This is a genomic window from Aggregatibacter sp. Marseille-P9115, assembly GCF_920939465.1.
In the GTDB taxonomy this organism is placed as follows: Bacteria; Pseudomonadota; Gammaproteobacteria; order Enterobacterales; family Pasteurellaceae; genus Aggregatibacter; species Aggregatibacter segnis_B.
Genome location: NZ_OV100759.1, coordinates 1,320,671 through 1,345,009, shown reverse-complemented (window position 1 = coordinate 1,345,009; position 24,339 = coordinate 1,320,671). Strand labels below are relative to the sequence as shown.

Genomic DNA, 24,339 nt, shown 5'->3' with positions numbered 1-24,339 from the left:
AATGAATTCAATTTCATAAACTTAAAAGTTAATTTAAATCTAAAATCCACTTAAAATCACAAGATTGAATCGAAAAACACTTAATGTCGCTAAGCAGTAACAGTTAATTTATTAAGAGTCATTGCCTTTTATCAATCACTCTCACTCAGACTTTCTTGAAAGTCTCGTTTTCAGCTTGTTTCCAGATTTTTAAAGAACAGATAAGATGAAAAATCATCTTTAAATGGCGTCCCCACGGGGATTCGAACCCCGGTTACCGCCGTGAAAGGGCGATGTCCTAGGCCTCTAGACGATGGGGACAGCATATAAAGATGCTCTCTTCTCTTTGATATTTTGCTCTTTCCTTGTCTACAACCATCAAACAAACTGTGTGAACACTTAAAGTCGATTCTATCTTTGGTAAGGAGGTGATCCAACCGCAGGTTCCCCTACGGTTACCTTGTTACGACTTCACCCCAGTCATGAATCATACCGTGGTAAACGCCCTCCCGAAGGTTAAGCTATCTACTTCTGGTACAACCCACTCCCATGGTGTGACGGGCGGTGTGTACAAGGCCCGGGAACGTATTCACCGCGACATTCTGATTCGCGATTACTAGCGATTCCGACTTCATGGAGTCGAGTTGCAGACTCCAATCCGGACTTAGACGTACTTTGTGAGATTCACTCCACCTCGCGGCTTCGTCGCCCTCTGTATACGCCATTGTAGCACGTGTGTAGCCCTACTCGTAAGGGCCATGATGACTTGACGTCATCCCCACCTTCCTCCGGTTTATCACCGGCAGTCTCCTTTGAGTTCCCGACCGAATCGCTGGCAACAAAGGATAAGGGTTGCGCTCGTTGCGGGACTTAACCCAACATTTCACAACACGAGCTGACGACAGCCATGCAGCACCTGTCTCATGGTTCCCGAAGGCACTCCCGTATCTCTACAGGATTCCATGGATGTCAAGAGTAGGTAAGGTTCTTCGCGTTGCATCGAATTAAACCACATGCTCCACCGCTTGTGCGGGCCCCCGTCAATTCATTTGAGTTTTAACCTTGCGGCCGTACTCCCCAGGCGGTCGATTTATCACGTTAGCTTCGGGCACCAAGCTCAAGGCCCAATCCCCAAATCGACAGCGTTTACAGCGTGGACTACCAGGGTATCTAATCCTGTTTGCTCCCCACGCTTTCGCACATGAGCGTCAGTACATTCCCAAGGGGCTGCCTTCGCCTTCGGTATTCCTCCACATCTCTACGCATTTCACCGCTACACGTGGAATTCTACCCCTCCCTAAAGTACTCTAGCTACCCAGTCTGAAATGCAATTCCCAGGTTAAGCCCGGGGATTTCACACCTCACTTAAATAGCCGCCTGCGTGCCCTTTACGCCCAGTTATTCCGATTAACGCTCGCACCCTCCGTATTACCGCGGCTGCTGGCACGGAGTTAGCCGGTGCTTCTTCTGTGATTAACGTCAATCGTGATGCCTATTAAACATCACGCCTTCCTCGTCACCGAAAGAACTTTACAACCCGAAGGCCTTCTTCATTCACGCGGCATGGCTGCGTCAGGGTTGCCCCCATTGCGCAATATTCCCCACTGCTGCCTCCCGTAGGAGTCCGGGCCGTGTCTCAGTCCCGGTGTGGCTGGTCATCCTCTCAGACCAGCTAGAGATCGTCGGCTTGGTAGGCCTTTACCCCACCAACTACCTAATCCCACTTGGGCTCATCCTATGGCATGCGGCCTTGCGGTCCCGCACTTTCATCTCTCGACACTACGCGGTATTAGCGACAGTTTCCCGTCGTTATCCCCCTCCATAAGCCAGATTCCCAAGCATTACTCACCCGTCCGCCACTCGTCAGCAAGAAAGCAAGCTTTCTCCTGTTACCGTTCGACTTGCATGTGTTAAGCCTGCCGCCAGCGTTCAATCTGAGCCATGATCAAACTCTTCAATTCAAAAAGTTTAATCGCTCAATACTGCTGACTTAATTAATCATCTATATAAATAAACGAATCTTCGTAGCACTATTCAGTTCAATTTTAAAATCTTTAATGATAAAAACGAATCTTCAAGTGCCCACACAGTTTGTCTGATTGATTGTTAAAGAACATTTGCATAAGCAAGGTTGCGAATTATAAGTAAAGTTTCCATTTATCGTCAAGAAAAAATTTATTTATTTTTTTCTCCCTTGCGGTGCGGAGGCGTATTATAGGGTTCAAGATAAATGGATCAAGCAAATTTTTACATTTTCTTATCGATAAGTTAGAAAAAATACAATTCGCTTATTTTAGCTGCAAAAATGCCTCAGAAAATGACCGCACTTTTTGCCAGTCCGTATATTCGATCTCTTTCGTTGGATCCGTTTCGCCTCCTGTAATTCGCATAATCAACTGAATCATAATACGATCAAAGAAATTGTAGCGTGGATAAAATAGCGCACCGGCAAATACAGCTGACATTGTCGGTTTCCAGGTGATACGCTGTAAAAATTTACGCACATAAATATTCGTCTCTGGTGTCGACTTTTCGGGTTTTCGTGCAGTCAAATTGACCCCGAAGAAGGCTGTAGTTTTTTGGTTCAAAAGTGCGGTGTGTTTTTCCAACGTTTTATAAAGCACTTTATTAAAATGCCCATAACGGATCGAGGCTCCGATAATAATGCGATCATAATTAGCCAACTCATACATATCAGTAATTGACTTCACATCAACATTTTCGTGAATAATTCCTGCAATATAGTTGGCTATTTTTTTAGTTTGTCCATCACGAGTGGAATATAAGATAAGTGTTTTCATTAGGATTTCCAAAATGCCGGTGTAAATAAGACTAATAATGAGAAAATTTCCAAGCGTCCACAAACCATAGTTAAAGTGAGGATCCATTTGGCGCTATCGGGAATACTGACGAAATTGCTACTCACCGAACCAAGACCCGGTCCGAGGTTATTTAAACAGGCAATAACCGCGTTAAACGCATCGAACGTTTCAACACCACAACTGATAACCCCCAGTAAGCACACAACAAAAACCAGTAAATAGGCAGAGAAAAATGCCCAAATACTTTGTATTACCCGCTCATCCAGAACACGCTTACCTAGTTTGACGGGGTACACCAAAGTCGGGTGAATTAAGCGTTTAAGTTCACGTTTTCCTTGTAGCGAAAGAACCAAGATTCGTATGACCTTTAAACCACCACCTGTAGAACCTGCACATCCGCCAATAAAAGAAGCAAATAAAAGTAGAATAGGCAAAAATAATGGCCATTGGTCAAAGCTAGATGTGGTATAACCTGCTGTCGTTGAAATCGATACGGATTGGAAGGCTGCTTGCTCGAGATTCTTGAAAGTCCCATTAAAATGATGATTGGTTAATAACATAAAAAAGCAGATCGTCACCAAAGCGATCTGAATAAACATAAAGAAACGAAATTCCGGATCGCGAAAATAACTCACAAAAATATTTCGTTTACCAAGATTAGAAAACGCATTGAAGTGCAACGCATAGTTACAAGCAGAAATCAGTAAAAAAGCCACGGTAATAAGGTTGACAGCAGGACTATTAAAATACGCCATACTGCTATCATGTGTCGAAAAACCACCGATAGAAACGGTAGAGAAGCTGTGGGTAATCGCATCAAAAGGTGACATGCCCGCGAGCCAGTAGGCAAAGGCACAAAGTAGCGTTAAAGAAGCATAAATAAGCCACAAAGTTTTAGCGGTTTCGGCAATACGTGGACGCATTTTGTCTTCTTTAAGCGGCCCTGAAATTTCCGCCCGATAAAGAGACATACCACCGATTCCTAATAAAGGAATGATCGCCACCGCTAATACAATGATCCCCATCCCACCAAGCCATTGCAATAACTGGCGATAGAACAAAATCGCTTTCGGCAGATTATCTAACCCAACGATATTCGTTGCGCCGGTAGTGGTTAAACCGGAGAAAGCTTCAAAAAAGGCGGAGGATACGGTTAAATCCGGATTATCAGAGAGAATAAAAGGAATGGCACCGAGGCTTCCCATAACAACCCAAAAAGCCACAACAATTAAAAAACCTTCCCGCGAGCGCAATTCTTCCTTATGTTCATGACAGACCCACCAAAGAATCGCACCGGCAATCGCACTCATCACAAAGGATTGAATAAAGGCTTTACCACCACCGTCACCGTATAATAACGCGACAAATGCAGGCAATAACATAGTGCAGGAAAAGCACATCACTAAAATTCCGACGATGCGTAAAATGGATAAAAAATGCACTAAAAATCTCTCTTATTCTATTTTTACTAAACCTAACTGCCCTGCGAATCGTTCCGTTAACGCTTGCTGAAAAAATGCGAATTTATCGGGGCGAATCGCCAAACGTAACCTAACCTGCGCCTGAAAATCTTGTTCCAAAATCAACACCGTATGGTGCTCACATAACGCCTGAAGTCCATTAATCTGTGGATAATCGCACCGCACTTCATAATGCGTATAGTTCACTTTCGTGTCAGTTTCCAATAATTTTAATGCCTGTTGAACGCCGCCACTATAAGCTCGAACCAATCCGCCGGTGCCCAACAAAATACCGCCATAATAACGCACCGTCACCGCACTGATTTCACCCAATCCACTCCCTTGCAACGCGGCTAGCATCGGTTTTCCGGCAGTACCGCTCGGTTCGCCATCATCAGAAAATCCAAATTGTTGAGAATCATTCGGACTACCGGAAACAGCTGCCCAACACCAATGACGCGCACTTGGATGCAATGCCTTAATTTCCGCCCAGAACGCTTTTGCTTGCTCTAAGCCTTCCGTATGTTGCAAATAAGTAATAAAACGGCTTTTTTTAATTTCTTCGGAAAAATCTACCGCACTTTTTGGAATTCGGTACTCAATCATACGTTTGATGCGCTTAAGGAATTTTGCTGATTTTGTATCATACTTTCTGTATTATATCCCGTAATTTTTCCTAATAAATAGCAAAGATGGATAATATCAAAATCACCCAAACACTTGATACGATTGGCTTACGTTGCCCGGAACCGGTCATGTTGATACGCAAACACATTCGCCATTTACAAGAAGGCGACGTACTGCTAATGCTTGCCGATGATCCGGCAACGACTCGGGATATTCCTAGTTTCTGCCAATTCATGGATCATACGTTGCTACATAGCGAAACGGATCAAATGCCTTATCGCTATTGGGTGAAAAAAGGAAAATAACCCAAAGCAAAAGTGCGGTGGGTTTTAAAAACGTTTCTAAAACACACCGCACTTTTCCTATCAAAGATTCATCACAATTTTTGTTGTAATTTATATTCCACTAAATCTTCAATTGTCACCACCGCGTAGCCAAACTTTTTCGCAAATTCAACAATCTGTGGCGCTCTTGCCATCGTGCCGTCATCGTTCATGATTTCACAAATCACTCCGGCAGGTTTAAAGCCGGCAAGACGAGCCAATTCAACTGACGCTTCTGTATGCCCGCGACGTTCCAGCAGACCACCATTTGCCGCGCGTAATGGAAACACATGGCCCGGACGGTGTAAATCTGCCGGTTTCGCGCCATCGGCAATCGCTGTTTTAATCGTTGTCACGCGATCTGCTGCAGAAACACCGGTAGACACGCCTTTCGCCGCTTCAATCGTCACTGTAAACGCCGTCTTATTCACACTGGTGTTATCAGACACCATCGGTGGCAAGGCTAATTGTTGGCACAATTCATCCGTGATACATAAACACACAATGCCACTACCATAACGAATTAACATCGTCATTTGTTCGGGAGTAATGGTTTCTGCCGGGAAAATCAGATCGCCTTCATTTTCACGATCTTCATCATCAAGAACAAGCACGCCATGACCTTGTTTAAAGGTATTGATTGCGTTAATAACGCGTTCTTCTGCGGTGCCGAATTGGGATAATAATGACTGATTCATAGTAAATTCCTTCGTTAAAACTTGAGATACCAGAACCAGGGCTGATGAGGGAGTGTTGCCAATACAAATCGCATATAACAACAAGAGCAACCTAATAAATTAAGTCGCTAAAATTCTCTTTCATCCAGACTTTTACTGTCGGCTTTGGAATTACACCAAATCTGCTGACTTTGCCTATAAAGGCAAACGCTCGTGGGCTTTATGTCTAAACATATTTACCACCGGTAGGGAATTTCGCCCTGCCCTGAGAATGCGGGCACAGTATAGCGCAAAGCAAATGAAGAAAAAATGTTTTTATTTAGAGCTGATTTGCATACAATAGCGCAAATCATTCACCAAATTGAGGCATCTATGCTAGATTCCTCAAAAATAGTGCATGTTATACAACATATTCCTGTATTAACGCATCTTCATCATTAAACTACTTGCGTAAAAACACGATAAATCTCGACCGCACTTTTGCCCATGCTTTCTTTCATAAGGAGATGAGTATGTCCGCTTTTTATTATTTACAAGAAAAACGTAAACAACTAAACCTCAAGGTTAATGATATTTGCCAACGTGCCAATATCACCCGCGCTTATTTCAATCAGTTAGTGAGCGGAAAAATTAAAAACCCGAGCGCAAACAAGCTAAGTGCGATCCATCGCGTGCTACAAATTACGGAACCTAACCATAAAAAAGTCGGTGTTATTTTCGGTAAGTTTTATCCCGTGCATACCGGCCATATTAATATGATTTATGAAGCGTTCAGTAAGGTCGATGAAGTACATGTTATTGTGTGTAGCGACACAGAGCGCGATTTAAAACTATTTTATGACAGCAAAATGAAACGCATGCCAACAGTGCAAGATCGCTTGCGTTGGATGCAACAAATTTTTAAGTATCAAAAGAATCAAATTTTTATTCATCACTTAATTGAAGATGGTTTACCAAGTTATCCAAATGGTTGGCCGGCTTGGGCTGAACGCGTGAAGGAATTATTTAAAGAAAAAGGATTTGAACCTAATATCGTATTCAGTAGCGAAATTCAAGACAAAGCCCCTTATGAAAAGTATTTAAATCTAGAAGTTTCTTTGGTCGATCCTGAACGAGAATTTTTTAATATTTCCGCTACAAAAATTCGCAATAAACCGTTCCATTATTGGAAATTCATTCCGAAAGAAGTACGCCCATTCTTCTCTAAAACCATTGCAATTTTGGGCGGCGAAAGCAGCGGAAAAAGCGTATTGGTGAGCAAACTGGCCACCGTATTTAACACCACGTCGGCGTGGGAATATGGTCGCGAATTCGTCTTTGAACAACTGGGCGGTGACGAACAAGCAATGCAATATTCCGACTATCCACAAATGGCATTGGGGCATCAACGCTACATTGACTATGCTGTGCGTCATGCGCATAAAGTGGCGATTATTGATACGGACTTTATTACAACACAGGCATTTTGTATTCAGTATGAAGGTAAAGCGCATCCATTTTTGGATTCCATGATTAAAGAATACCCTTTTGATGTGACCATTTTGCTAAACAATAATACCCAATGGGTGGACGATGGTTTACGCAGTTTAGGCAGCCAAAAGCAACGACAACGTTTTCAACATTTACTCAAAAAATTGTTAGATAAATACAAAGTGCCTTACATTGAAATTGAATCACCGAGTTATTTAGACCGTTACAATCAAGTTAAAGCCATCGTTGAAAAGATACTCAACGAAGAAGAACTCCCCGAACTCAATAGCGAGCATGGGCATTCCATTTTTTAAATTAGAGAGACTATGATTTTATTTGCAGGCGATCCCCATGGCAGTTTTGACCACCTTTATCCATTCATAAAAGAACATAAGGATGTGGCATTGGTCATTCTTGGCGATTTACAACTCACCACCCCGGAACCGTTGGAGAAACTGGCGCAATATGCGGATCTTTGGTTTATTCACGGTAACCATGACAGTAAAACCGTTGCGGCCTTTGAATCCCTTTGGGGAACAGAATGGCATACGCGCAGCCTACATGGTCGGGTACAAGAAATTCAAGGAAAACGCATTGCCGGGCTAGGCGGCGTGTTTCGCGGACAAATCTGGATGCCACCGAATAAACCGCTCTTCTTTGACCCGATTCACTATTGCCAATATTGTTCACAAGAAAAAATCTGGCGCGGCGGTGTGCCGTTACGTCACCGCACTTCGATTTTCCCATCAGATATTGAAGTGTTAGAACAACAGCAAGCCGACATTTTGATTTGTCATGAGGCACCAAAACCGCATCCATCAGGTTTTGCTGTAATCAATCAACTGGCCGAAAAAATGGGCGTTACACAAATTTATCACGGCCATCACCACGAAAATTTTCAATATACGACACCGGCGCAGCAACGATACCAAATTATCAACGTAGGATTTCGCAGCTTATGTGATATACAAGGGAACTACCTTCATATCGGCGTTGATGACCGAAATTTATAATTTTCTCAAAAATCCCCAAAAATCTGACCGCACTTTGCATAAAAGCTATTTATTTATAGGTCGTATAGGGTTATTTTATGTCACCTACTCGTTTACTTTTTAGGATTTTTTATGTTGTTAAAAAATAAAACCTTAGGCAGTGCCTTAATTATAGCAGGAACCTCTATTGGCGCCGGCATGTTAGCCATGCCATTAACCTCTGCCGGCATGGGCTTCGGCTTCACTGCCGCCTTGTTGTTCGGGCTTTGGTTACTTCTCGCTTACAGCGGATTGTTGTTTGTAGAAGTGTATCAAACCGCACAACGTAAAGATGACGGTGTCGCCACCTTAGCAGAAAAATACTTCGGCATGCCGGGCCGCGTGATTTCTACGGTTTCCTTATTTATTCTCCTTTACGCCTTATCGGCTGCCTATATGACCGGCGGCGGTTCATTATTAGCTAACGTATTACCGGCCGATCTCTTCGGCTCAAGTGACAACACGCTGAAAATGTCCATTCTTGCTTTCACCGTGCTTCTTGGCGCCTTTGTCGTCATTGGTACCAGTGGTGTTGATGGCATTACCCGATTGCTCTTTTCCGGCAAAATCATCATCTTCATTCTTGTATTAGCCATGATGTTGCCACGCATCAGCCTTGAAAACCTCATGGAAAAACCATTGGATTATGCGTTGATTTTATCCGCCGCACCGATTTTCTTTACCTCTTTCGGTTTCCATGTGGTCATGGGGAGCATCAATAGCTACTTAGATGGTGATGTAAAACGTTTTAAAAACGCCATTATTATCGGTACATCCATTCCATTAGTTGCCTACTTATTATGGCAGCTCGCGACTCACGGCATTTTAAGTCAACGTGAATTTGTTTCCGTGCTAAAAGACAACCCAACGCTCACCGGCTTAATCAACGCCACCAAAGCCCTGACCGGCAGTTTGAGTAGCGTATTAAGTGTCTTTTACTCACTTGCCTTAATCACCTCCTTCTTAGGTGTGGCATTAGGCTTATTTGAAGGGCTCAACGATTTATTCAAACGTGCAAAAATGCCGGCAAACAGAATTAGCTTAACCATCACCACCTTTATTCCGCCGTTGCTGTTCGCCCTGTTCTATCCAAACGGCTTCTTAGCGGCTCTAGGTTATGCCGGTTTACTGTGTGCTTTCTACTGTTTGATTTTGCCTATTGGATTAGCATGGCGCACAAGAAAACAACATAAAAATTTACCTTATCGCGTTGCCGGTGGAAACTTCGCACTGGTTGTCGCTTTACTTATAGGGATTTTAATCATCGTTATTCCATTCCTGATTCAAGCCGGTGTTCTCCCGCAAGTTATCGGCTAAAAAACAAATAAAAAAAGCACCGCACTTAGTGAAAAAGTGCGGTGCTTTTTTATGGCGTTTCAAATTATTTTATTGGTCTGAACTTCGCATGGCTACGCTGTAAGATCTGCAGTAAATTCTGCTGTTCCGACTCACCACATTGCTGTTTTAATTGCAACAAATTCATGCGTAAATGTTGCAGACGATGAATATGCTTGGCGATATCTTGAATATGCCGATCGAGTAATTGATTAATTTCCGTCTTTTGTTGTTCCGATGCGGTGTCTAAACTCAAGAGCAATTTGATTTCTTCCAGGGACATATCCAAAGATCGGCAATAACAAATAAATGACAAGCGCTGCACATGTTCGTCCGTGTATAAACGGAAACCACCTGCAGAACGTAGCGGGCGTGGCATGATGCCTTTTTGTTCATAAAATCGAATGGCATCCACACTACAGCCAACTGCTTTGGCTAACTTCCCTATTTTCATCTCATCTCCGTAAAAACGCCTGAAAAAGACACCGCACTTTTATGCCTCAGAACGAAATTCAGGATTAATATAAAAAATGAGTTCGGTAATTTCCGGCAACTGCTGCTGAATAACGCCCAATAATGCCTGTTGGCGAAACAAAAAACTTTGGCGAACCATGGCATTGGCCACCTCAATACGCAAACTCTGTTGTTCAATATTGGCAATACGATACAGCCCGGCAAATTCCACGGGAAAGAACGCTTTCATTTGCTGATTTAATTCATTCAGTCGAACGCCTTTTTGCATCATTTTCGCCAATGGCGAATCTTGCAATAAAGTCTGAATATTGATCGGTTTTTGATAACGCATTGCCTTGTTTTCCGCTTCTCCGCCCTAATATTTATGACATTGTAGCGAAATTCCGCTACAATACCGACAATTTTTTGATAGTGAAATCCCTATGATTATTTCCAACAAAAGCAAACACAATTTTTGGTCGCGACTGCTTCTCGGCATGCTGGCAATTTTTGTTTTGCCCGCAACGCAGGAACTGAATTATCCCGCCGCTGTTGGTAATGAAAACTATCAAAATACGCAACAACAAAATGCACCTCAAATTTTAACGGCGGTGTCTTTATTACAACAAACCCGCCAGCAACAATGTCAACCGCAACAGACCTTACCGGCAGTTGAAATTCTCTCCCAAAATGAACCGCACTTTTCGCGTTCACCGTTTATTTCTCATGCGCCAATTCGTGCCGGACCGGTATTCATTTAGCCTCGATTGTCTTATTTATTCCGTCGTTTAATGTCATTAAACGATTTCATTTATCTGTTTTTAAAAAAGAAAGAATTATGCTTAGAACTATTGCAACTAAAATTTTTGGCAGCCGTAACGACCGTGTTTTGCGCCGCCTCAATAAAATCGTCGTCAAAATTAATAAACTTGAGCCGGAATACGAAGCGTTAAGCGATGAACAACTCAAAGCCAAAACGGCGGAATTCCGTGATCGTTTAGCACAAGGCGCAACCTTGGAAAGTTTAATGCCGGAAGCATTCGCAACCGTGCGTGAAGCCAGTAAACGTGTACTTGGTATGCGTCATTTCGACGTACAACTTATCGGCGGTATGGTACTAAACAGTCGCTGTATCGCGGAAATGCGTACCGGTGAAGGGAAAACCTTAACTGCAACATTACCATGTTACTTAAACGCCTTGCCAGGCAAAGCCGTGCATGTGGTTACCGTGAATGACTATCTTGCCCGCCGCGATGCGGAAACCAACCGTCCATTATTCGAATTTTTAGGTCTGACTGTCGGCGTAAACGTGCCGGGCATGTCGCCGGAAGAAAAACGCGCAGCATACGCAGCGGACATTACTTATGCTACCAACAGCGAGCTAGGCTTTGACTATTTACGTGACAACTTGGCGCACGCCCCGCAAGAGCGTTTTCAAAAAGATCTCTACTATGCGTTAGTGGACGAAGTGGACTCCATCTTAATCGACGAAGCGCGTACGCCGTTAATCATTTCCGGTCAGGCAGAAGACAGCTCCGAACTGTATATTGCTATCGATAAGTTGATTCCTGTCTTAATTAAACAAGACAAAGAAGATACCGAAGAATATCAAGGCACAGGCGATTACACGTTGGATTTAAAAACCAAACAAGCTTACTTGACCGAACGTGGGCAAGAAAAATGCGAACAATGGTTAATTGAACATGGATTCATGAAAGACACCGAATCCCTTTATTCACCGTCTAAAATTTCTTTGTTACACCACGTTATGGCGGCATTGCGCGCTCATACTTTATTTGAACGTGATGTGGATTACATCGTGAAGGATGGTGAGATTGTTATCGTAGATGAACACACCGGTCGTACGATGGCAGGTCGTCGTTGGTCGGACGGCTTACACCAAGCCATCGAAGCCAAAGAAGGGGTTCGAATTCAAAGCGAAAACCAAACTGTCGCCTCTATCACTTACCAAAACTATTTCCGTTTATATGAAAAATTAGCGGGGATGACTGGTACGGCGGATACGGAAGCCTTTGAATTCCAAAAAATTTATGGCTTAGAAACCGTCGTCATTCCGACCAATCGTCCGATGATTCGTGATGATCGCACTGATGTGATGTTTGAAACAGAAGAATACAAATTCAACGCCATTATTGAGGACATCAAAGATTGCGTAGCACGTAACCAACCAGTGTTAGTGGGAACAATCTCTATTGAAAAATCCGAATTACTCTCTAATGCGTTGAATAAAGCTGGCATTAAGCATAATGTGTTGAACGCCAAGTTCCACGCACAAGAAGCGGAAATTGTCGCTAATGCAGGGTATCCGGGAGCCGTCACTATCGCCACCAACATGGCGGGACGTGGTACCGATATCGTGTTGGGAGGTAACTGGAAAGCGGAAGTGGATAAACTGGAAAATCCAACGCCGGAACAAATTGAGGCGATCAAAGCCGCATGGCAAGAACGTCATAACATCGTAAAACAAGCCGGAGGCTTGCATATTATCGGTACAGAACGCCACGAATCCCGCCGTATCGACAACCAGTTGCGCGGTCGTTCCGGCCGTCAAGGGGACCCGGGTTCTTCCCGCTTCTATTTGTCCTTAGACGATGCGTTAATGCGTATTTACCTCAATGAAGGCAAACTTAACATGATGCGCAAAGCCTTCAGTCAACCTGGCGAGGCCATGGAATCCAAGCTGTTGGCAAAAGTCATTTCCTCCGCACAAGCCAAAGTGGAAGCGCATAACTTCGATGGGCGTAAAAACTTACTCGAATTTGATGATGTAGCAAACGACCAACGCCATGCGATTTATGAACAACGCAATGAATTGTTAGAAAATGACGATATTTCCGACACCATCGATGTGATTCGTCAAGACGTCTTCAACAGCATTATCGATCAATATATTCCGCCACAATCACTGGAAGAACAATGGGATGTGCCGGCATTGGAACAACGTTTAAAACAAGATTTCGCGCTGGATTTACCTATCACCAAATGGCTGGATGAAGACAATCATCTGCATGAAGAAACCTTGCGTGAGCGTATTATTCAAGCGGCTACTGATGAATATAAACGCAAAGAAGAATTGGCCGGTGCACAAACCATGCGCAATTTTGAAAAAGGAGTGATGTTACAAACTCTAGATGAACTTTGGAAAGAACATTTATCTGCGATGGATCACCTACGCCGTGGTATTCATTTACGCGGTTATGCACAAAAAGATCCGAAACAAGAGTACAAAAAAGAGTCTTTCCAAATGTTTACCGAAATGTTGGATGCTTTGAAATTAAGTGTGATCACCACCTTAAGTCGCGTCCAAGTTCGCACACAAGAGGAAATGGAAGAAGCAGAACGTTTACGTCAAGAATTGGCGCAACGCGAGGCGGCAGCAATGCAGTATCATAATGAAGAATCACAGGATGAACAAGGCGCTCAAAATGCGGTGGAAGAGCACCATAAAATCGGGCGTAACGAACCTTGTCCATGTGGTTCCGGTAAAAAATACAAACATTGCCACGGCAGTCGTGCCAGACATTAATTGGAAATAAATAAAAGTGCGGTTAGAAAAACAATTCAATTTTTAACCGCACTTTTTTTCATGAATATGAAATGAAGGATAGAAAAATGGGGAAACCGCTTGTACAGGTTGCAGCCGGGATTATTCGTAACGAATTCGGTCAAATTTATTTAACCCAACGCCTAGAAGGACAAGACTTTGCACAGTCCCTAGAGTTTCCTGGCGGTAAAGTTGATAAAGGCGAAACACCGGAACAGGCATTAAAACGGGAACTAGAAGAAGAAATCGGTATTGTGGTACTCAATGCACAGCTGTTTGAGCGCTTTGAATTTGAATACCCAACCAAAGTGATTTCTTTCTTTTTTTATCTGGTAGAAGAATGGGTTGGCGAGCCCTTTGGGCGTGAGGGACAAGAAGGTTTCTGGTTGGCACAAAACGAACTGGATGCCAGTCAATTCCCTCCGGCAAATGCCAAACTCATTCAACGTTTATTAGCCGAATCTTAACTCTCGCCCATAAAAAAGACCCAACAATTGTTGGGTCTTTGAGAAAAACAAAAAGCTTAATTATTTGCCCATTGCCGCTTTAACTTGTTTTAATTGTTCAGTTGCTTGGGAGCAAGCTTGCTCTTGTGCAGCTTCTGGCAAAGCAGATAATTGTTGTTTGCTTACGTCATATTGTTGTTTCAACATCGCTTGTTGTGCTGCAGGTGCTGCACTTACAAAAGAATCGATTTCAGCAAAATATGCTTCGCAGCTTTTAGATAAGCCTGCAGATGCGGACATTGCAAAACCGGATAATAATACTGCAACTAATAGTTTTTTCATTTTTTTCTCCATAATGGTTTGAAAATATCGCCTCAAGTCAGGCGACGGTCTATTATACGAATTTTAGCGATAAAAGAGAAAAAATAATAACCATTAGGCATTATGAGGTAGCACAAAACTCAATAGTCAAGGCTTCCAGTTGCAGCCAAATATCATCATTAAATTCTTGTTTTACACTACGCTCAACTTCCGCAAGTTGTTGGCAAAAAAGATAAAGTTTGCGATAAGTTAAACGTTGGACAGCTTGCGTAAACAACGCCCGGCGATTCTGCCATACTTTTAAACGATCAAAGTGTTCACGCAGCTGAGAAGTAGGTAATAACGAATCAAGCGATGGCCGTTGCTCAGTTTTGCTAAGTTCGAATAACGTCATTAAATCCCGCTGCAACGTGCGTAATAAAACAATCGGCTGAACATCTTCCTCTTTTAAACCATTTAAAATCCGGCAAGCGCGAGTCGCTTTCCCCGACAGCATGGCATCCACCCATTGAAACGGGGTAAATACCGAAGACTGCTCCACCACGCTATTAACACGAGCAAACGTCAATTTACGATCAGGATACAATAAATCCAGTAATTGCAGCGTTTGTTTGAGTGCCAACAGATTATTTTCATAACTATAACAAAGCAACTGCACCGCTTCCTGCTCAATACTTAACCCCAACGATTTTGCCCGATTAACCACCCAGCGAGGCAGTTGTTCCGCATTTGGTGTTTGGCAATTAATGACGACAGCTTGCGGTTCATATTGGTTAGCCGCTACAAACCATGCTTGTTTTTCCATAGCTTTGGTCAACTTAGCAAAACGAAACACCGGCAACACATCAGGCGTCAGTAAAGAGATAAACTCTGATAGTTTGTTTTGTAAAAGTGCGGTCAAATTTTCAGGTAAATCTAATACGATAGTCTGCTTATTGAAAAATAAGCCCATAGATTGCACCCGCTCGAACAAGTCATTCCAGTCGGTGGAGGCGTTAATTTCTAGCCCTATTTTTTCATCAAATAGCGCTTTCATTGCCGCTTGTTGAATGGCATCCAGACTTTCTTCAATTAATAGAGGATCTTCCCCCACTAAAAAGTAGAGCGCAGCTAATTTGCGCTCTAACGAAGGAATAAGTTGCTCAGGAAATAAACGGTTCATTATTTCGGTTGGATTTGATGTTGCAAGGCAACCATTTTGTTTATTAACTGACGTGCTGCTTGCTCGCGCATGTCTTGCCAAATCACCTCTTTTTCCGATGATTTCGCTAAGGCGGCACGTGAATAATCAAAGAACGTACGATTCACTTTAGTCGAAATTGGGAAAGCCTCTTTGTTTGGCAATTTCACACTGGCTTCCACGTCTAAAACTAATAGTTTTTCTGCTTCACGACCTTGTTTAAAAATAGAAACCACATGCTCAGATGTCGTTGTCTTATTCAAACGTAAAACCGGCACACCCGCCTTAGCTTCCACCAAATTAACATTATTCAACTGTAATTGACGACGCATAGACACCGCCATGTCACTATAAGGATCGCTACTTTCCAAGTGTAAGGTTTGCAATTCTTGCGGAATCAATTCACCGTTTTGGAAATGAAATCCGCAAGCGGATAAAGCAAAAACACTGGCGGTAAGAAGTAAGGTTTTGAGCTGTTTAAACATAAAAATCACCTTAAAAACCGACCGCACTTTGCGTTAAGTACGGTCACTTTTTTGATTAGATTACTGCGGTTTCACCACAACATTAAGCAACTTGCCGGCAACATAAATCACCTTAACGATTTGCGTTCCGTCGGTAAAACGTTTGACGTTTTCATCGGCAAAGGCGATCGCTTTCACACTTTCTTCGTCTGCATCTGCAGCGACAGTGACTTTACCACGCACTTTCCCGTTCACTTGAACCACAATCAATTTTTCATCTTCAATCATCGCATCAGGATCCGCTTCCACCCAAGGCGCAAAGTCGATAATGTCTTGATTGCCCAGTTCTTTCCATAAACGGAAACAAATGTGCGGCGTAATTGGATAAAGCATACGTACGACAGCGCTCAAGGCCTCAGCCATCACAGCACGATCTTGTTCGTCATCCAACGGCGCGCGGGTCAACTTGTTCATTAATTCCATGATTGCCGCAATCGCCGTATTGAACGTTTGACGACGGCCGATGTCATCGCTTACTTTCGCAATGGTTTTGTGGACATCACGACGTAACGCTTTTTGAGCGCTAGAAAGTGCGGTCGGATTGACGGCTGTTTTTGTTGGATTTTTGCTGTATTCAAACACCAAATTCCATACACGCGCTAAGAAACGTTTCGCGCCTTCCACACCAGATTCTTGCCACTCCAAGGTCATTTCCGCAGGCGAGGCAAACATCATGAACAAGCGCACAGTATCCGCACCGTATTTTTCCACCATTTCTTGCGGGTCAATACCGTTATTTTTGGATTTCGACATTTTCGTCATACCGGCGTGCACCAGCTCATGACCTTCGTCATCCACCGCTTTCACGATACGACCTTTGTCGTCACGCTCTAAAGTCACTTTGGTTGGTGAAACCCAAATACGCTCGTTGGTCGGGCTGGTGTAATAGAACGCATCCGCTAACACCATGCCTTGGCATAACAATTTATTTGCCGGTTCATCACTGGTCACCAAGCCTGCATCACGCAATAATTTATGGAAGAAGCGGAAATACAATAAATGCATGGTCGCATGCTCAATACCGCCGATATATTGATCCACAGGCAACCAGTAGTTCGCTTCTTCGCTATTTAACATGCCTTGTTGATATTCCGGGCAAGTGTAACGGGCGTAATACCAAGAGGATTCCATAAAGGTGTCGAAGGTGTCGGTTTCTTTTAACGCCGGCTTGCCTTGATAGGTCGTTTTCGCCCATTCAGGATCCGCTTTAATCGGGCTGTTCACGCCATTCATCACCACGTCTTCCGGCAGGATGATGGGTAAATCTTCCATTGGTACCGGCACTACATCGCCATTTTCCAAGGTTAACATTGGAATCGGCGCGCCCCAATAACGTTGACGGGAGACGCCCCAGTCGCGTAAACGGTAATTCACTTGGCGTTTGCCCACGCCTAATTTTTCTAATTTGTCGGCAATGCCATTAAATGCCGCATCAAATGGCAAGCCATTAAACTCACCGGAATGAATCAGTTTGCCGTGTTCGGTAAAGGCTTGTTTAGTTAAATCAATTTCTTCACCGTTCATCGGTTCGATCACTTGTTTTAGCGCCAAACCGTATTTTTGTGCGAATTCATAGTCGCGTTGATCGTGTGCCGGCACGGCCATCACGGCACCGGTACCATAATGCATTAATACAAAGTTCGCCACCCAGACAGGCACTTGTTCACCGGTTAACGGATGCACCGCATACAAACCGGTAGCCATGCCTTTTTTCTCCATGGTGGCAATGTCCGCTTCCGCAACTTTAGTGTTTTTCGCTTCTTGAATGAACTCTGCTAATTCAGGATTATTTTGCGCAGCAAGTGTCGCCAATGGATGAGCTGCCGCTACCGCCACATAACTCACGCCGTAGAAGGTGTCCGGACGGGTGGTATAAACGGCTAATTTTTCGTTGGTATCTTTAATATCAAAGGTGATTTCCACGCCCTCAGAACGACCAATCCAGTTACGCTGCATGGTTTTGACTTGATCCGGCCATTGCGGTAAATCGTCTAAGCAATTCAATAATTGCTCGGCATAGTCGGTAATTTTAATAAACCATTGTGGAATTTCTTTTTGTTCCACCGGTGTATCGCAGCGCCAGCAACAACCTTCATGCACCTGCTCGTTTGCCAAGACGGTTTTATCGTTCGGACACCAGTTCACCGTAGAGGTTTTCTTATACACCAAGCCTTTTTTGTATAGCTCGGTGAAGAACCATTGTTCCCATTTATAATATTCCGGACGGCAGGTGGTTACTTCGCGATCCCAGTCATAACTGAAGCCTAACAATTGCAACTGGTTTTTCATGTATTCAATATTTTCGTAAGTCCATTTTGCCGGGGCGGTATTATTTTTTACCGCCGCGCCTTCCGCCGGCAAACCAAAGGCATCCCAACCCATTGGTTGCAATACGTTTTTACCAATCATGCGTTGATAACGGGAAACCACATCACCGATGGTGTAATTACGCACATGCCCCATGTGCAAACGACCGGATGGATACGGCAACATGGAAAGACAGTAATATTTTTCTTTGTTGTTATCTTGTACCGCTTTGAAAGTTTTATTGTCCTGCCAGAATTTTTGCACTTCCGGTTCAAGCAAATCAGGACGATATTGTTCTTGCATAAAAAATCACCTTAAAAATAGACCGCACTTTAGCGGGTTTTAACTTAGAAAATACGCCATAGAATAGCGTAAAATGGGGAAAAATAACAGGAAGTGCGGTGGGAATTTCGGATATTTTTTACGGCTTAACTTGGTGGCAAGCCTCATATAATGGCAATAAATCACGAATGCTTTCCACAATAAATTGCGTCACATCTAATTTATCTAATTCCGCTTTTTCTACATTTCGCCCAATGCACCAAAAATCCTCGTCAGAACGCAAAGTTAAGTCCTTTTGGCTCAACTGGCTGACTTTACGGAAATCATCGTATTCGCTTTCATCACCACGCCAAATATCCAATTCGGCAAAGCGAGCAAAATCAACATATTCGAGCCATTGATTATATTGCTGCACGTTAATTTGTGACCGATCAGCGCGATAACAATGCCAATCTAAACTCACCGATAAACGACGACGATTGAGCAACACCGACAAAATCGCGGCGGAATTGAGGTTATATTCATATTTAAAATAGGCAAAGAAATGGCCACGCACTTGCCAACCGTTCGTCCAACTTTCAATATGCGGCTTGGCAAAGGGCGTACCGAGTTCGGCAGAAACCTGCAAAATCGTTGCCTTCCACCGATCCCAATGGGCTTTGTAATCCGCCTTAATATGCGGAATATCTTCGGGACAAAACTTTTTCATTTGGGCAAATTGAAAGAATGGAATGTTGAAGAGATCGCACGCATCGGCATTAATGAAATTCATAATTTTTCCTAAAAATCACTGTAATTTTTAACCGCACTTTGGGTGAAATAGCGCTTATCTTCCCAGCGCAACATGGTGAGACGATTATTCCAAACACAGCCGGTATCGAGGGCATAAATATTCGGTGGCGTGATTTCATCCACTAAGCTCGCCCAGTGGCCAAAAACAATATTTTCGGTTTGATACAGCGGATTGTCTAAAGCAAACCACGGCGCAAGGTTTTCCGGTGCATCCTTGATGGGCAGTTTACATGCAAAATCGAGGCGATGATCCCGATAGCAAAAACGCATGCGAGTAAAGGTATTAATAATGTAACGCAGACGATCCAGTCCTTTTAAATTTGGCGACCAACGATCAGGCTGTTCCGAATACATATTTTCAATGAGATAGCGATAATCACCATGGCACAGCACATTCTCCACTTCATTAGCACAGGCTTTGGCGGTTGCCAAATCCCAATCAGGCGAAATACCGGCGTGCGTCATGACGAAATTCAGTTGTTCGTGGTGAATCAATAAAGGTTGTTGACGTAGCCAATGGATTAATTCAAAAAAATCCGGTGCGGCAAAAATCGGTGCAACACGATCACGAGGTTTGATTTTTTTAATGCCAAGTGCGGTGGAAATTAAATGTAAATCATGATTACCTAAGATGGTGTAAGCTGCAGCTCCCAAGGATTTAACGAAACGCAGACATTCCAGCGATTTATCACCGCGCGCCACCAAATCACCGGTTAAATAAAGTGTATCTTGTGTTGGGTCGAATTTCACTCGATCCAATAACATCTGCAATTCGTCATAACAACCTTGTAGGTCGCCTACTAAATATGTAGCCATGTTTGACCGCTCTTTTTATTCTTCCGAATCCAACACATCCTCTTTGCTCACCTCTGCCGGCGGGTTATCCGCCAACCAGTTCGCTAAACGGGCATAATCCGCAATGCTGAGATTTTCCGCACGTGCATTTAAATCGATGTTAAGTGCGGTCAGATTTTCAGGTAAAAATAAACCGGACAAGGCATTACGCAACGTTTTGCGGCGTTGATTAAATGCCTGAGAACAGACGCGATTAAGCCAATATAAATCTTTCACCGGATGCGGCAATGTGGCATGCGGGATTAAACGAACCACCGCAGAATCTACTTTCGGCGCAGGCTTGAAGGCACTTGGCGGCACTTCCAACACAGGCATTACTTGGCAAAAATATTGCGCCATGATGGTCAATCTTCCGTAAGCCTTGCTGTTCGGCGCGGCACATAGGCGTTTCACCACTTCTTTTTGCAACATGAAATGCATGTCTTGAATAATGTGATGATATTTAAACAAATGAAACATTAACGGCGTAGAAATGTTATACGGCAAGTTACCAAACACGCGCAGTTTTTGCCCTTTCTCTGCCAAATGCTCTTGTTCATAAAGGGAGGAAAAATCAAACTGCATGGCATCGGTTTCGATGACATTGAGTTTTTGATGTAAAAACGGGTGATGACGTAAGCGTTCCGCCAAATCGCGGTCAAGCTCTAATACAGTCAAATGCTCCACCTGCTCCGCAACAGGTTCTGTCAACGCCCCCAACCCGGGGCCGATTTCCACTAAAAATTGATTGGTTTGCGGATAAATCGCCGCCACGATATTTTGAATCACATTGTTGTCGTGCAAAAAGTTTTGCCCGAACCGTTTACGCGCCGTATGGCCTAAATGCTTTTTTGAATTCATTGAATAAGATCTTATAAAAATAACGAAAAGTGCGGTGTATTATAAAGCAAAATCCCGACCATTGGGTCGGGATTTCCGTTAATTTATGTATTTAATATTCGCTCGTTTACGCAACGCTTGTACCCAGTCGCGTGCCGAATCTTGCAATTGCTGATTGACGATTTGCTCATAGGCTTTTTGACGATAAGCATCTTCTGTGCGGTCCGCCTGACGGGTATTGGTCACTTCCAAAATATGCCATCCAAATTCAGTTTTAAACGGCGCACTAATGACACCTGGTTTTGTTGTACGTACCGCTTTATTAAACGGCACCACGTACATTTCCGGGAAAGCATAACCTAAGCTACCGCCGTTAGCACCGGATAAATAATCTTTTGAATATTTTAATGCTGCATCAGCAAACGTTGTTTTGCCGGCAAGAATATCCGCACGGATTTGTTCAAGCTGTGCTTTGGCCTGTGCATCGTTTAATAACGGGTTGAGTTTTAACAAAATATGACGCACTTCGTATTGGGTATCCGTCAGTTTCGCCACGTTGCCTTTTGCCTTAGCTTCCGCCAACATTTTTTTTGCTAACGCTTCAACCTGTTCACGAGAGACATCAACGCTTTGGCTAATTGCGCGATTACGTACTTCCGACATCATCAGTTGTTGCGCAATTTGTTGACGATATGCCGCATAACTAATGCCTTGATAATCAAGAGCATCGAGCAACTGACCGAAAGTTAAACCGTTTTGCGCTGCGATGCCTTCAATAATTTGATCCACTTGCGCATTATTAACGGAGACACCGGATTCTTTTACTGCCTGCGCAACTAAAATATCGTCAATCACTTTATCTAAAGCTGCTTGGCGATTACTTTTCTTCGTTAAAGCACTTTTTACTTGGCTTTCCAACACAGGAACGCCGTTTACTGTCGCAACCACTTTTTCCTCAGCTTGCACATTTGCAATAAATGCCAAAAAACCAAGTGCGACAAACAAAACAGACTTCAAATTCATCTTCGTTAATATTCCGTTATAGGGTTGAAATTGTTGGTTAGATTATCAATTTTAATAAAGGTTCACAAATTTATTTCGTTAATAACGCCACTTCGTAACATTGGTCAAACTTCATGGTACGTACCTGAATATTTTCACTACGACTGGTTGGTACGTTTTTCCCTACATAATCCGCACGAATTGGCAATTCGCGATGCCCTCTATCTACAAAAATCACCAATTCCACTTTTGCTGCACGTCCAAAATCCACTAACGCATCCAACGCAGCACGAATGGTTCGGCCGGTAAACAGCACATCGTCCACTAAAATCACTTCTTTATGCTGGATGTTAATAAAATCGGAAGCGCCACTATAAATCGGCACCCGATCTTCTTGGGTTGGCTCAAGATCATCACGATAAAATGTAATATCCAAATCAAAAGATGGAAGTTCAACTTGCGTTAATTCTTTAATTTTATGTTTAATTAACGCCGCAATTTCCGCGCCCCGCCGTTTAATACCGACAATCACTAAATTATCTAACGTATGATGTTTTTCAATGATTTCATGCGAAATACGGGAAATCGTTCTAAAAAACTGATTTTCATCAATAATGATTTTTTCCATAAAGTTAAAGTCACCCATTAAAACAATAAAAATGATATTTAACATAGCATAAATTCCATCGCTTTGCTCATATCAATTCCCCGTTTTCTGACCTTAACATTAAGATAAATAAAAGAAAAAGTGCGGTCAGTTTTTGGATTATTTTAAAAAGTAAAAAAATATCGGAAAAATACTTGCTTTTATTTGTGTTCTCTTGCTATTAATTACGCGCTTACACAACATATTTTCAATCTTATTTAGAAGGACAAACTTATGAAAAACGTTGGTTTTATCGGTTGGCGCGGAATGGTCGGTTCCGTTTTAATGGATCGCATGCAACAAGAAAATGATTTTGCAAATATCAATCCGGTTTTCTTTACGACTTCCCAAGCTGGACAGCCTGCACCGACTTTCGGTGGCAAAAACGCAGGCACCTTAAAAAATGCATTCGATATTGAAGAACTGAAAAAACTCGACATTATCGTGACCTGCCAAGGCGGCGATTACACCAACGAAGTTTATCCGAAATTAAAAGCCACCGGTTGGAACGGCTACTGGGTCGATGCGGCATCTGCACTACGTATGGAAAAGGATGCGATAATCGTATTGGATCCGGTAAACCAGCACGTCATCAGCGAAGGCTTGAAAAACGGTGTAAAAACCTATGTGGGCGGTAATTGTACCGTAAGTTTAATGTTAATGGCATTAGGTGGCTTATTCGAGAAAGATTTAGTGGAATGGATCTCCGTTGCGACTTACCAAGCCGCTAGTGGTGCCGGTGCGAAAAACATGCGTGAATTATTAGTGCAAATGGGCGAATTAAACGGTGAAGTGAAAGGCTTATTAGCAGATCCGAATTCCTCTATTTTAGACATTGAACGCGCCGTTACCGCGAAAATGCGCAACAGCGATTTCCCAATTGATAATTTTGGTGCACCTCTCGCAGGCAGCTTAATCCCTTGGATCGACAAATTATTAGAAAGCGGTCAAACCAAAGAAGAATGGAAAGGCTATGCGGAAACCAATAAGATTTTAGGCTTAAGCGACAATCCAATTCCGGTTGACGGTTTATGTGTGCGTATCGGTGCATTACGTTGCCATAGCCAAGCGTTCACCATCAAATTAAAACACGACATTCCACTGGAAGAAATCGAGCAAATTTTGGCATCACACAACGAGTGGGTGAAAGTCATTCCGAACGATAAAGAAAGTACCTTGCGTGAACTCACGCCGACTAAAGTCACCGGCACATTAAGCATTCCGGTAGGACGTTTACGCAAGCTTAACTTAGGGCCGGAATATTTGGCGGCATTCACTGTCGGCGACCAATTATTATGGGGCGCAGCAGAACCAATTCGCCGTATTTTAGTGCAATTAGTAAAATAATAAAAACAAAGGGCTGTTCAATACAGCCCTTCTTTTTTATCCCGCAAATGAAAATGCACATGGGATTTCACTTTTT

General features: G+C 43.1%; 23 protein-coding genes, 1 tRNA gene, 1 rRNA gene and 1 riboswitch. Of the genes, 8 read left to right on the top strand and 17 right to left on the bottom strand.

Features of this window, described 5'->3' with window-relative positions; all coding sequences use genetic code 11:
* Positions 1–224 precede the first annotated feature (224 nt).
* From LQ983_RS06450 to LQ983_RS06430, 5 genes are all read right to left on the bottom strand, one after another.
* Positions 225–300 (bottom strand) — tRNA-Glu (locus LQ983_RS06450).
* Between the two features lie 100 nt (positions 301–400).
* Positions 401–1,940 (bottom strand): 16S ribosomal RNA (locus LQ983_RS06445).
* A gap of 327 nt (positions 1,941–2,267) precedes the next feature.
* Positions 2,268–2,780 (bottom strand): menaquinone-dependent protoporphyrinogen IX dehydrogenase, encoded by a 513-nt coding sequence (gene hemG / locus LQ983_RS06440; RefSeq protein ID WP_230622067.1) that lies wholly within the window; start codon positions 2,778–2,780, stop codon positions 2,268–2,270.
* The gene (locus LQ983_RS06435; protein WP_230622066.1) at positions 2,780–4,243 is read right to left on the bottom strand and encodes a TrkH family potassium uptake protein; all 1,464 of its coding nucleotides are present in this window, start codon (positions 4,241–4,243) and stop codon (positions 2,780–2,782) included. Before LQ983_RS06435 ends, hemG begins: the two co-directional genes overlap by 1 nt.
* Positions 4,244–4,255: 12 nt before the next feature.
* Positions 4,256–4,867, bottom strand: a complete 612-nt coding sequence (locus LQ983_RS06430; protein ID WP_230622065.1) for a YigZ family protein — start codon at positions 4,865–4,867, stop codon at positions 4,256–4,258.
* An 86-nt stretch (positions 4,868–4,953) separates the two neighbouring features.
* Between LQ983_RS06430 and tusA the strand changes: the two genes are divergently transcribed.
* Entirely contained in the window at positions 4,954–5,193 is a 240-nt protein-coding gene (gene tusA / locus LQ983_RS06425; RefSeq protein WP_006719522.1) for a sulfurtransferase TusA, read from the top strand.
* A 71-nt stretch (positions 5,194–5,264) separates the two neighbouring features.
* Here the strand turns inward: tusA and ribB are convergent, their stop codons facing one another.
* On the bottom strand, positions 5,265–5,909 hold the full coding sequence (gene ribB, locus LQ983_RS06420; protein ID WP_230622064.1) for a 3,4-dihydroxy-2-butanone-4-phosphate synthase: 645 nt from the start codon (positions 5,907–5,909) through the stop codon (positions 5,265–5,267).
* Between the two features lie 108 nt (positions 5,910–6,017).
* A riboswitch (FMN riboswitch) is annotated at positions 6,018–6,165 on the bottom strand.
* Positions 6,166–6,400: 235 nt separating this feature from the next.
* On the opposite strand from ribB, the gene nadR reads away from it, so the two are divergent.
* The 3 genes from nadR (at position 6,401) to LQ983_RS06405 (ending at position 9,706) form a co-directional block, all read left to right on the top strand.
* On the top strand, positions 6,401–7,672 hold the full coding sequence (gene nadR, locus LQ983_RS06415) for a multifunctional transcriptional regulator/nicotinamide-nucleotide adenylyltransferase/ribosylnicotinamide kinase NadR (RefSeq protein WP_230622063.1): 1,272 nt from the start codon (positions 6,401–6,403) through the stop codon (positions 7,670–7,672).
* Between the two features lie 12 nt (positions 7,673–7,684).
* Positions 7,685–8,371 carry a metallophosphoesterase gene (locus LQ983_RS06410; RefSeq protein ID WP_230622062.1) on the top strand — a complete coding sequence of 229 codons (687 nt, stop codon included), beginning with the start codon at positions 7,685–7,687 and terminating at the stop codon, positions 8,369–8,371.
* A gap of 111 nt (positions 8,372–8,482) precedes the next feature.
* A complete protein-coding gene (locus LQ983_RS06405; RefSeq protein WP_230622061.1) occupies positions 8,483–9,706 on the top strand; it encodes an aromatic amino acid transporter in 1,224 nt (407 codons plus the stop codon).
* A gap of 64 nt (positions 9,707–9,770) precedes the next feature.
* On the opposite strand, the gene LQ983_RS06400 is transcribed toward LQ983_RS06405, so the two are convergent.
* Both LQ983_RS06400 and LQ983_RS06395 read right to left on the bottom strand, forming a co-directional pair.
* The gene (locus LQ983_RS06400; protein WP_230622060.1) at positions 9,771–10,178 is read right to left on the bottom strand and encodes a MerR family transcriptional regulator; all 408 of its coding nucleotides are present in this window, start codon (positions 10,176–10,178) and stop codon (positions 9,771–9,773) included.
* 39 nt (positions 10,179–10,217) lie between these two features.
* On the bottom strand, positions 10,218–10,529 hold the full coding sequence (locus tag LQ983_RS06395; RefSeq protein WP_230622059.1) for a DciA family protein: 312 nt from the start codon (positions 10,527–10,529) through the stop codon (positions 10,218–10,220).
* 91 nt (positions 10,530–10,620) lie between these two features.
* Here LQ983_RS06395 and secM point away from each other — a divergent pair, with 91 nt between their 5' ends.
* From secM to mutT, 3 genes are all read left to right on the top strand, one after another.
* Complete coding sequence (gene secM / locus LQ983_RS06390; protein WP_021616028.1) at positions 10,621–10,938, top strand: secA translation cis-regulator SecM; 318 nt, start codon at positions 10,621–10,623, stop codon at positions 10,936–10,938.
* A gap of 77 nt (positions 10,939–11,015) precedes the next feature.
* Positions 11,016–13,724, top strand: coding sequence for a preprotein translocase subunit SecA (gene secA / locus LQ983_RS06385; RefSeq protein ID WP_230622058.1), 2,709 nt, complete (start codon positions 11,016–11,018; stop codon positions 13,722–13,724).
* Between the two features lie 86 nt (positions 13,725–13,810).
* A complete protein-coding gene (gene mutT / locus LQ983_RS06380) occupies positions 13,811–14,209 on the top strand; it encodes an 8-oxo-dGTP diphosphatase MutT (protein ID WP_230622622.1) in 399 nt (132 codons plus the stop codon).
* 60 nt (positions 14,210–14,269) lie between these two features.
* On the opposite strand, the gene LQ983_RS06375 is transcribed toward mutT, so the two are convergent.
* The 9 genes from LQ983_RS06375 to pyrR all read right to left on the bottom strand — a co-directional run bounded on the left by LQ983_RS06375 (position 14,270) and on the right by pyrR (position 22,898).
* The gene (locus tag LQ983_RS06375) at positions 14,270–14,530 is read right to left on the bottom strand and encodes a DUF5339 domain-containing protein (protein ID WP_230622057.1); all 261 of its coding nucleotides are present in this window, start codon (positions 14,528–14,530) and stop codon (positions 14,270–14,272) included.
* A 100-nt stretch (positions 14,531–14,630) separates the two neighbouring features.
* A complete protein-coding gene (gene holA / locus LQ983_RS06370) occupies positions 14,631–15,671 on the bottom strand; it encodes a DNA polymerase III subunit delta (RefSeq protein ID WP_230622056.1) in 1,041 nt (346 codons plus the stop codon).
* Entirely contained in the window at positions 15,671–16,174 is a 504-nt protein-coding gene (gene lptE, locus LQ983_RS06365; RefSeq protein ID WP_230622055.1) for an LPS assembly lipoprotein LptE, read from the bottom strand. Before lptE ends, holA begins: the two co-directional genes overlap by 1 nt.
* A gap of 60 nt (positions 16,175–16,234) precedes the next feature.
* A complete protein-coding gene (gene leuS, locus LQ983_RS06360) occupies positions 16,235–18,823 on the bottom strand; it encodes a leucine--tRNA ligase (protein WP_230622054.1) in 2,589 nt (862 codons plus the stop codon).
* A gap of 118 nt (positions 18,824–18,941) precedes the next feature.
* The gene (locus tag LQ983_RS06355) at positions 18,942–19,574 is read right to left on the bottom strand and encodes a glucose-6-phosphate 1-dehydrogenase family protein (protein ID WP_230622053.1); all 633 of its coding nucleotides are present in this window, start codon (positions 19,572–19,574) and stop codon (positions 18,942–18,944) included.
* 8 nt (positions 19,575–19,582) lie between these two features.
* The gene (apaH, locus tag LQ983_RS06350; protein ID WP_230622052.1) at positions 19,583–20,410 is read right to left on the bottom strand and encodes a bis(5'-nucleosyl)-tetraphosphatase (symmetrical) ApaH; all 828 of its coding nucleotides are present in this window, start codon (positions 20,408–20,410) and stop codon (positions 19,583–19,585) included.
* 15 nt (positions 20,411–20,425) lie between these two features.
* Complete coding sequence (gene rsmA, locus LQ983_RS06345; protein WP_230622051.1) at positions 20,426–21,289, bottom strand: 16S rRNA (adenine(1518)-N(6)/adenine(1519)-N(6))-dimethyltransferase RsmA; 864 nt, start codon at positions 21,287–21,289, stop codon at positions 20,426–20,428.
* 78 nt (positions 21,290–21,367) lie between these two features.
* Positions 21,368–22,291, bottom strand: a complete 924-nt coding sequence (locus LQ983_RS06340; RefSeq protein WP_230622050.1) for a peptidylprolyl isomerase — start codon at positions 22,289–22,291, stop codon at positions 21,368–21,370.
* Between the two features lie 70 nt (positions 22,292–22,361).
* Positions 22,362–22,898: a bifunctional pyr operon transcriptional regulator/uracil phosphoribosyltransferase PyrR gene (gene pyrR / locus LQ983_RS06335; RefSeq protein WP_230622621.1), complete on the bottom strand. Its 537-nt coding sequence runs from the start codon at positions 22,896–22,898 to the stop codon at positions 22,362–22,364.
* A 252-nt stretch (positions 22,899–23,150) separates the two neighbouring features.
* Between pyrR and asd the strand changes: the two genes are divergently transcribed.
* Complete coding sequence (gene asd / locus LQ983_RS06330; RefSeq protein WP_111296394.1) at positions 23,151–24,263, top strand: aspartate-semialdehyde dehydrogenase; 1,113 nt, start codon at positions 23,151–23,153, stop codon at positions 24,261–24,263.
* The last annotated feature ends 76 nt before the right edge of the window (positions 24,264–24,339 follow it).

Excerpts from the sequence above, each read along its gene's own strand:
- hemG (WP_230622067.1), bottom strand. The coding sequence starts at position 2,780 with ATGAAAACACTTATCTTATATTCCACTCGTGATGGACAAACTAAAAAA.
- LQ983_RS06430 (WP_230622065.1), bottom strand. The coding sequence starts at position 4,867 with ATGATTGAGTACCGAATTCCAAAAAGTGCGGTAGATTTTTCCGAAGAA.
- tusA (WP_006719522.1), top strand. The coding sequence starts at position 4,954 with ATGGATAATATCAAAATCACCCAAACACTTGATACGATTGGCTTACGT.
- ribB (WP_230622064.1), bottom strand. The coding sequence starts at position 5,909 with ATGAATCAGTCATTATTATCCCAATTCGGCACCGCAGAAGAACGCGTT.
- nadR (WP_230622063.1), top strand. The coding sequence starts at position 6,401 with ATGTCCGCTTTTTATTATTTACAAGAAAAACGTAAACAACTAAACCTC.
- LQ983_RS06410 (WP_230622062.1), top strand. The coding sequence starts at position 7,685 with ATGATTTTATTTGCAGGCGATCCCCATGGCAGTTTTGACCACCTTTAT.
- LQ983_RS06405 (WP_230622061.1), top strand. The coding sequence starts at position 8,483 with ATGTTGTTAAAAAATAAAACCTTAGGCAGTGCCTTAATTATAGCAGGA.
- LQ983_RS06400 (WP_230622060.1), bottom strand. The coding sequence starts at position 10,178 with ATGAAAATAGGGAAGTTAGCCAAAGCAGTTGGCTGTAGTGTGGATGCC.
- LQ983_RS06395 (WP_230622059.1), bottom strand. The coding sequence starts at position 10,529 with ATGCGTTATCAAAAACCGATCAATATTCAGACTTTATTGCAAGATTCG.
- secM (WP_021616028.1), top strand. The coding sequence starts at position 10,621 with ATGATTATTTCCAACAAAAGCAAACACAATTTTTGGTCGCGACTGCTT.
- secA (WP_230622058.1), top strand. The coding sequence starts at position 11,016 with ATGCTTAGAACTATTGCAACTAAAATTTTTGGCAGCCGTAACGACCGT.
- mutT (WP_230622622.1), top strand. The coding sequence starts at position 13,811 with ATGGGGAAACCGCTTGTACAGGTTGCAGCCGGGATTATTCGTAACGAA.
- LQ983_RS06375 (WP_230622057.1), bottom strand. The coding sequence starts at position 14,530 with ATGAAAAAACTATTAGTTGCAGTATTATTATCCGGTTTTGCAATGTCC.
- holA (WP_230622056.1), bottom strand. The coding sequence starts at position 15,671 with ATGAACCGTTTATTTCCTGAGCAACTTATTCCTTCGTTAGAGCGCAAA.
- lptE (WP_230622055.1), bottom strand. The coding sequence starts at position 16,174 with ATGTTTAAACAGCTCAAAACCTTACTTCTTACCGCCAGTGTTTTTGCT.
- leuS (WP_230622054.1), bottom strand. The coding sequence starts at position 18,823 with ATGCAAGAACAATATCGTCCTGATTTGCTTGAACCGGAAGTGCAAAAA.
- LQ983_RS06355 (WP_230622053.1), bottom strand. The coding sequence starts at position 19,574 with ATGAATTTCATTAATGCCGATGCGTGCGATCTCTTCAACATTCCATTC.
- apaH (WP_230622052.1), bottom strand. The coding sequence starts at position 20,410 with ATGGCTACATATTTAGTAGGCGACCTACAAGGTTGTTATGACGAATTG.
- rsmA (WP_230622051.1), bottom strand. The coding sequence starts at position 21,289 with ATGAATTCAAAAAAGCATTTAGGCCATACGGCGCGTAAACGGTTCGGG.
- LQ983_RS06340 (WP_230622050.1), bottom strand. The coding sequence starts at position 22,291 with ATGAATTTGAAGTCTGTTTTGTTTGTCGCACTTGGTTTTTTGGCATTT.
- pyrR (WP_230622621.1), bottom strand. The coding sequence starts at position 22,898 with ATGGAAAAAATCATTATTGATGAAAATCAGTTTTTTAGAACGATTTCC.
- asd (WP_111296394.1), top strand. The coding sequence starts at position 23,151 with ATGAAAAACGTTGGTTTTATCGGTTGGCGCGGAATGGTCGGTTCCGTT.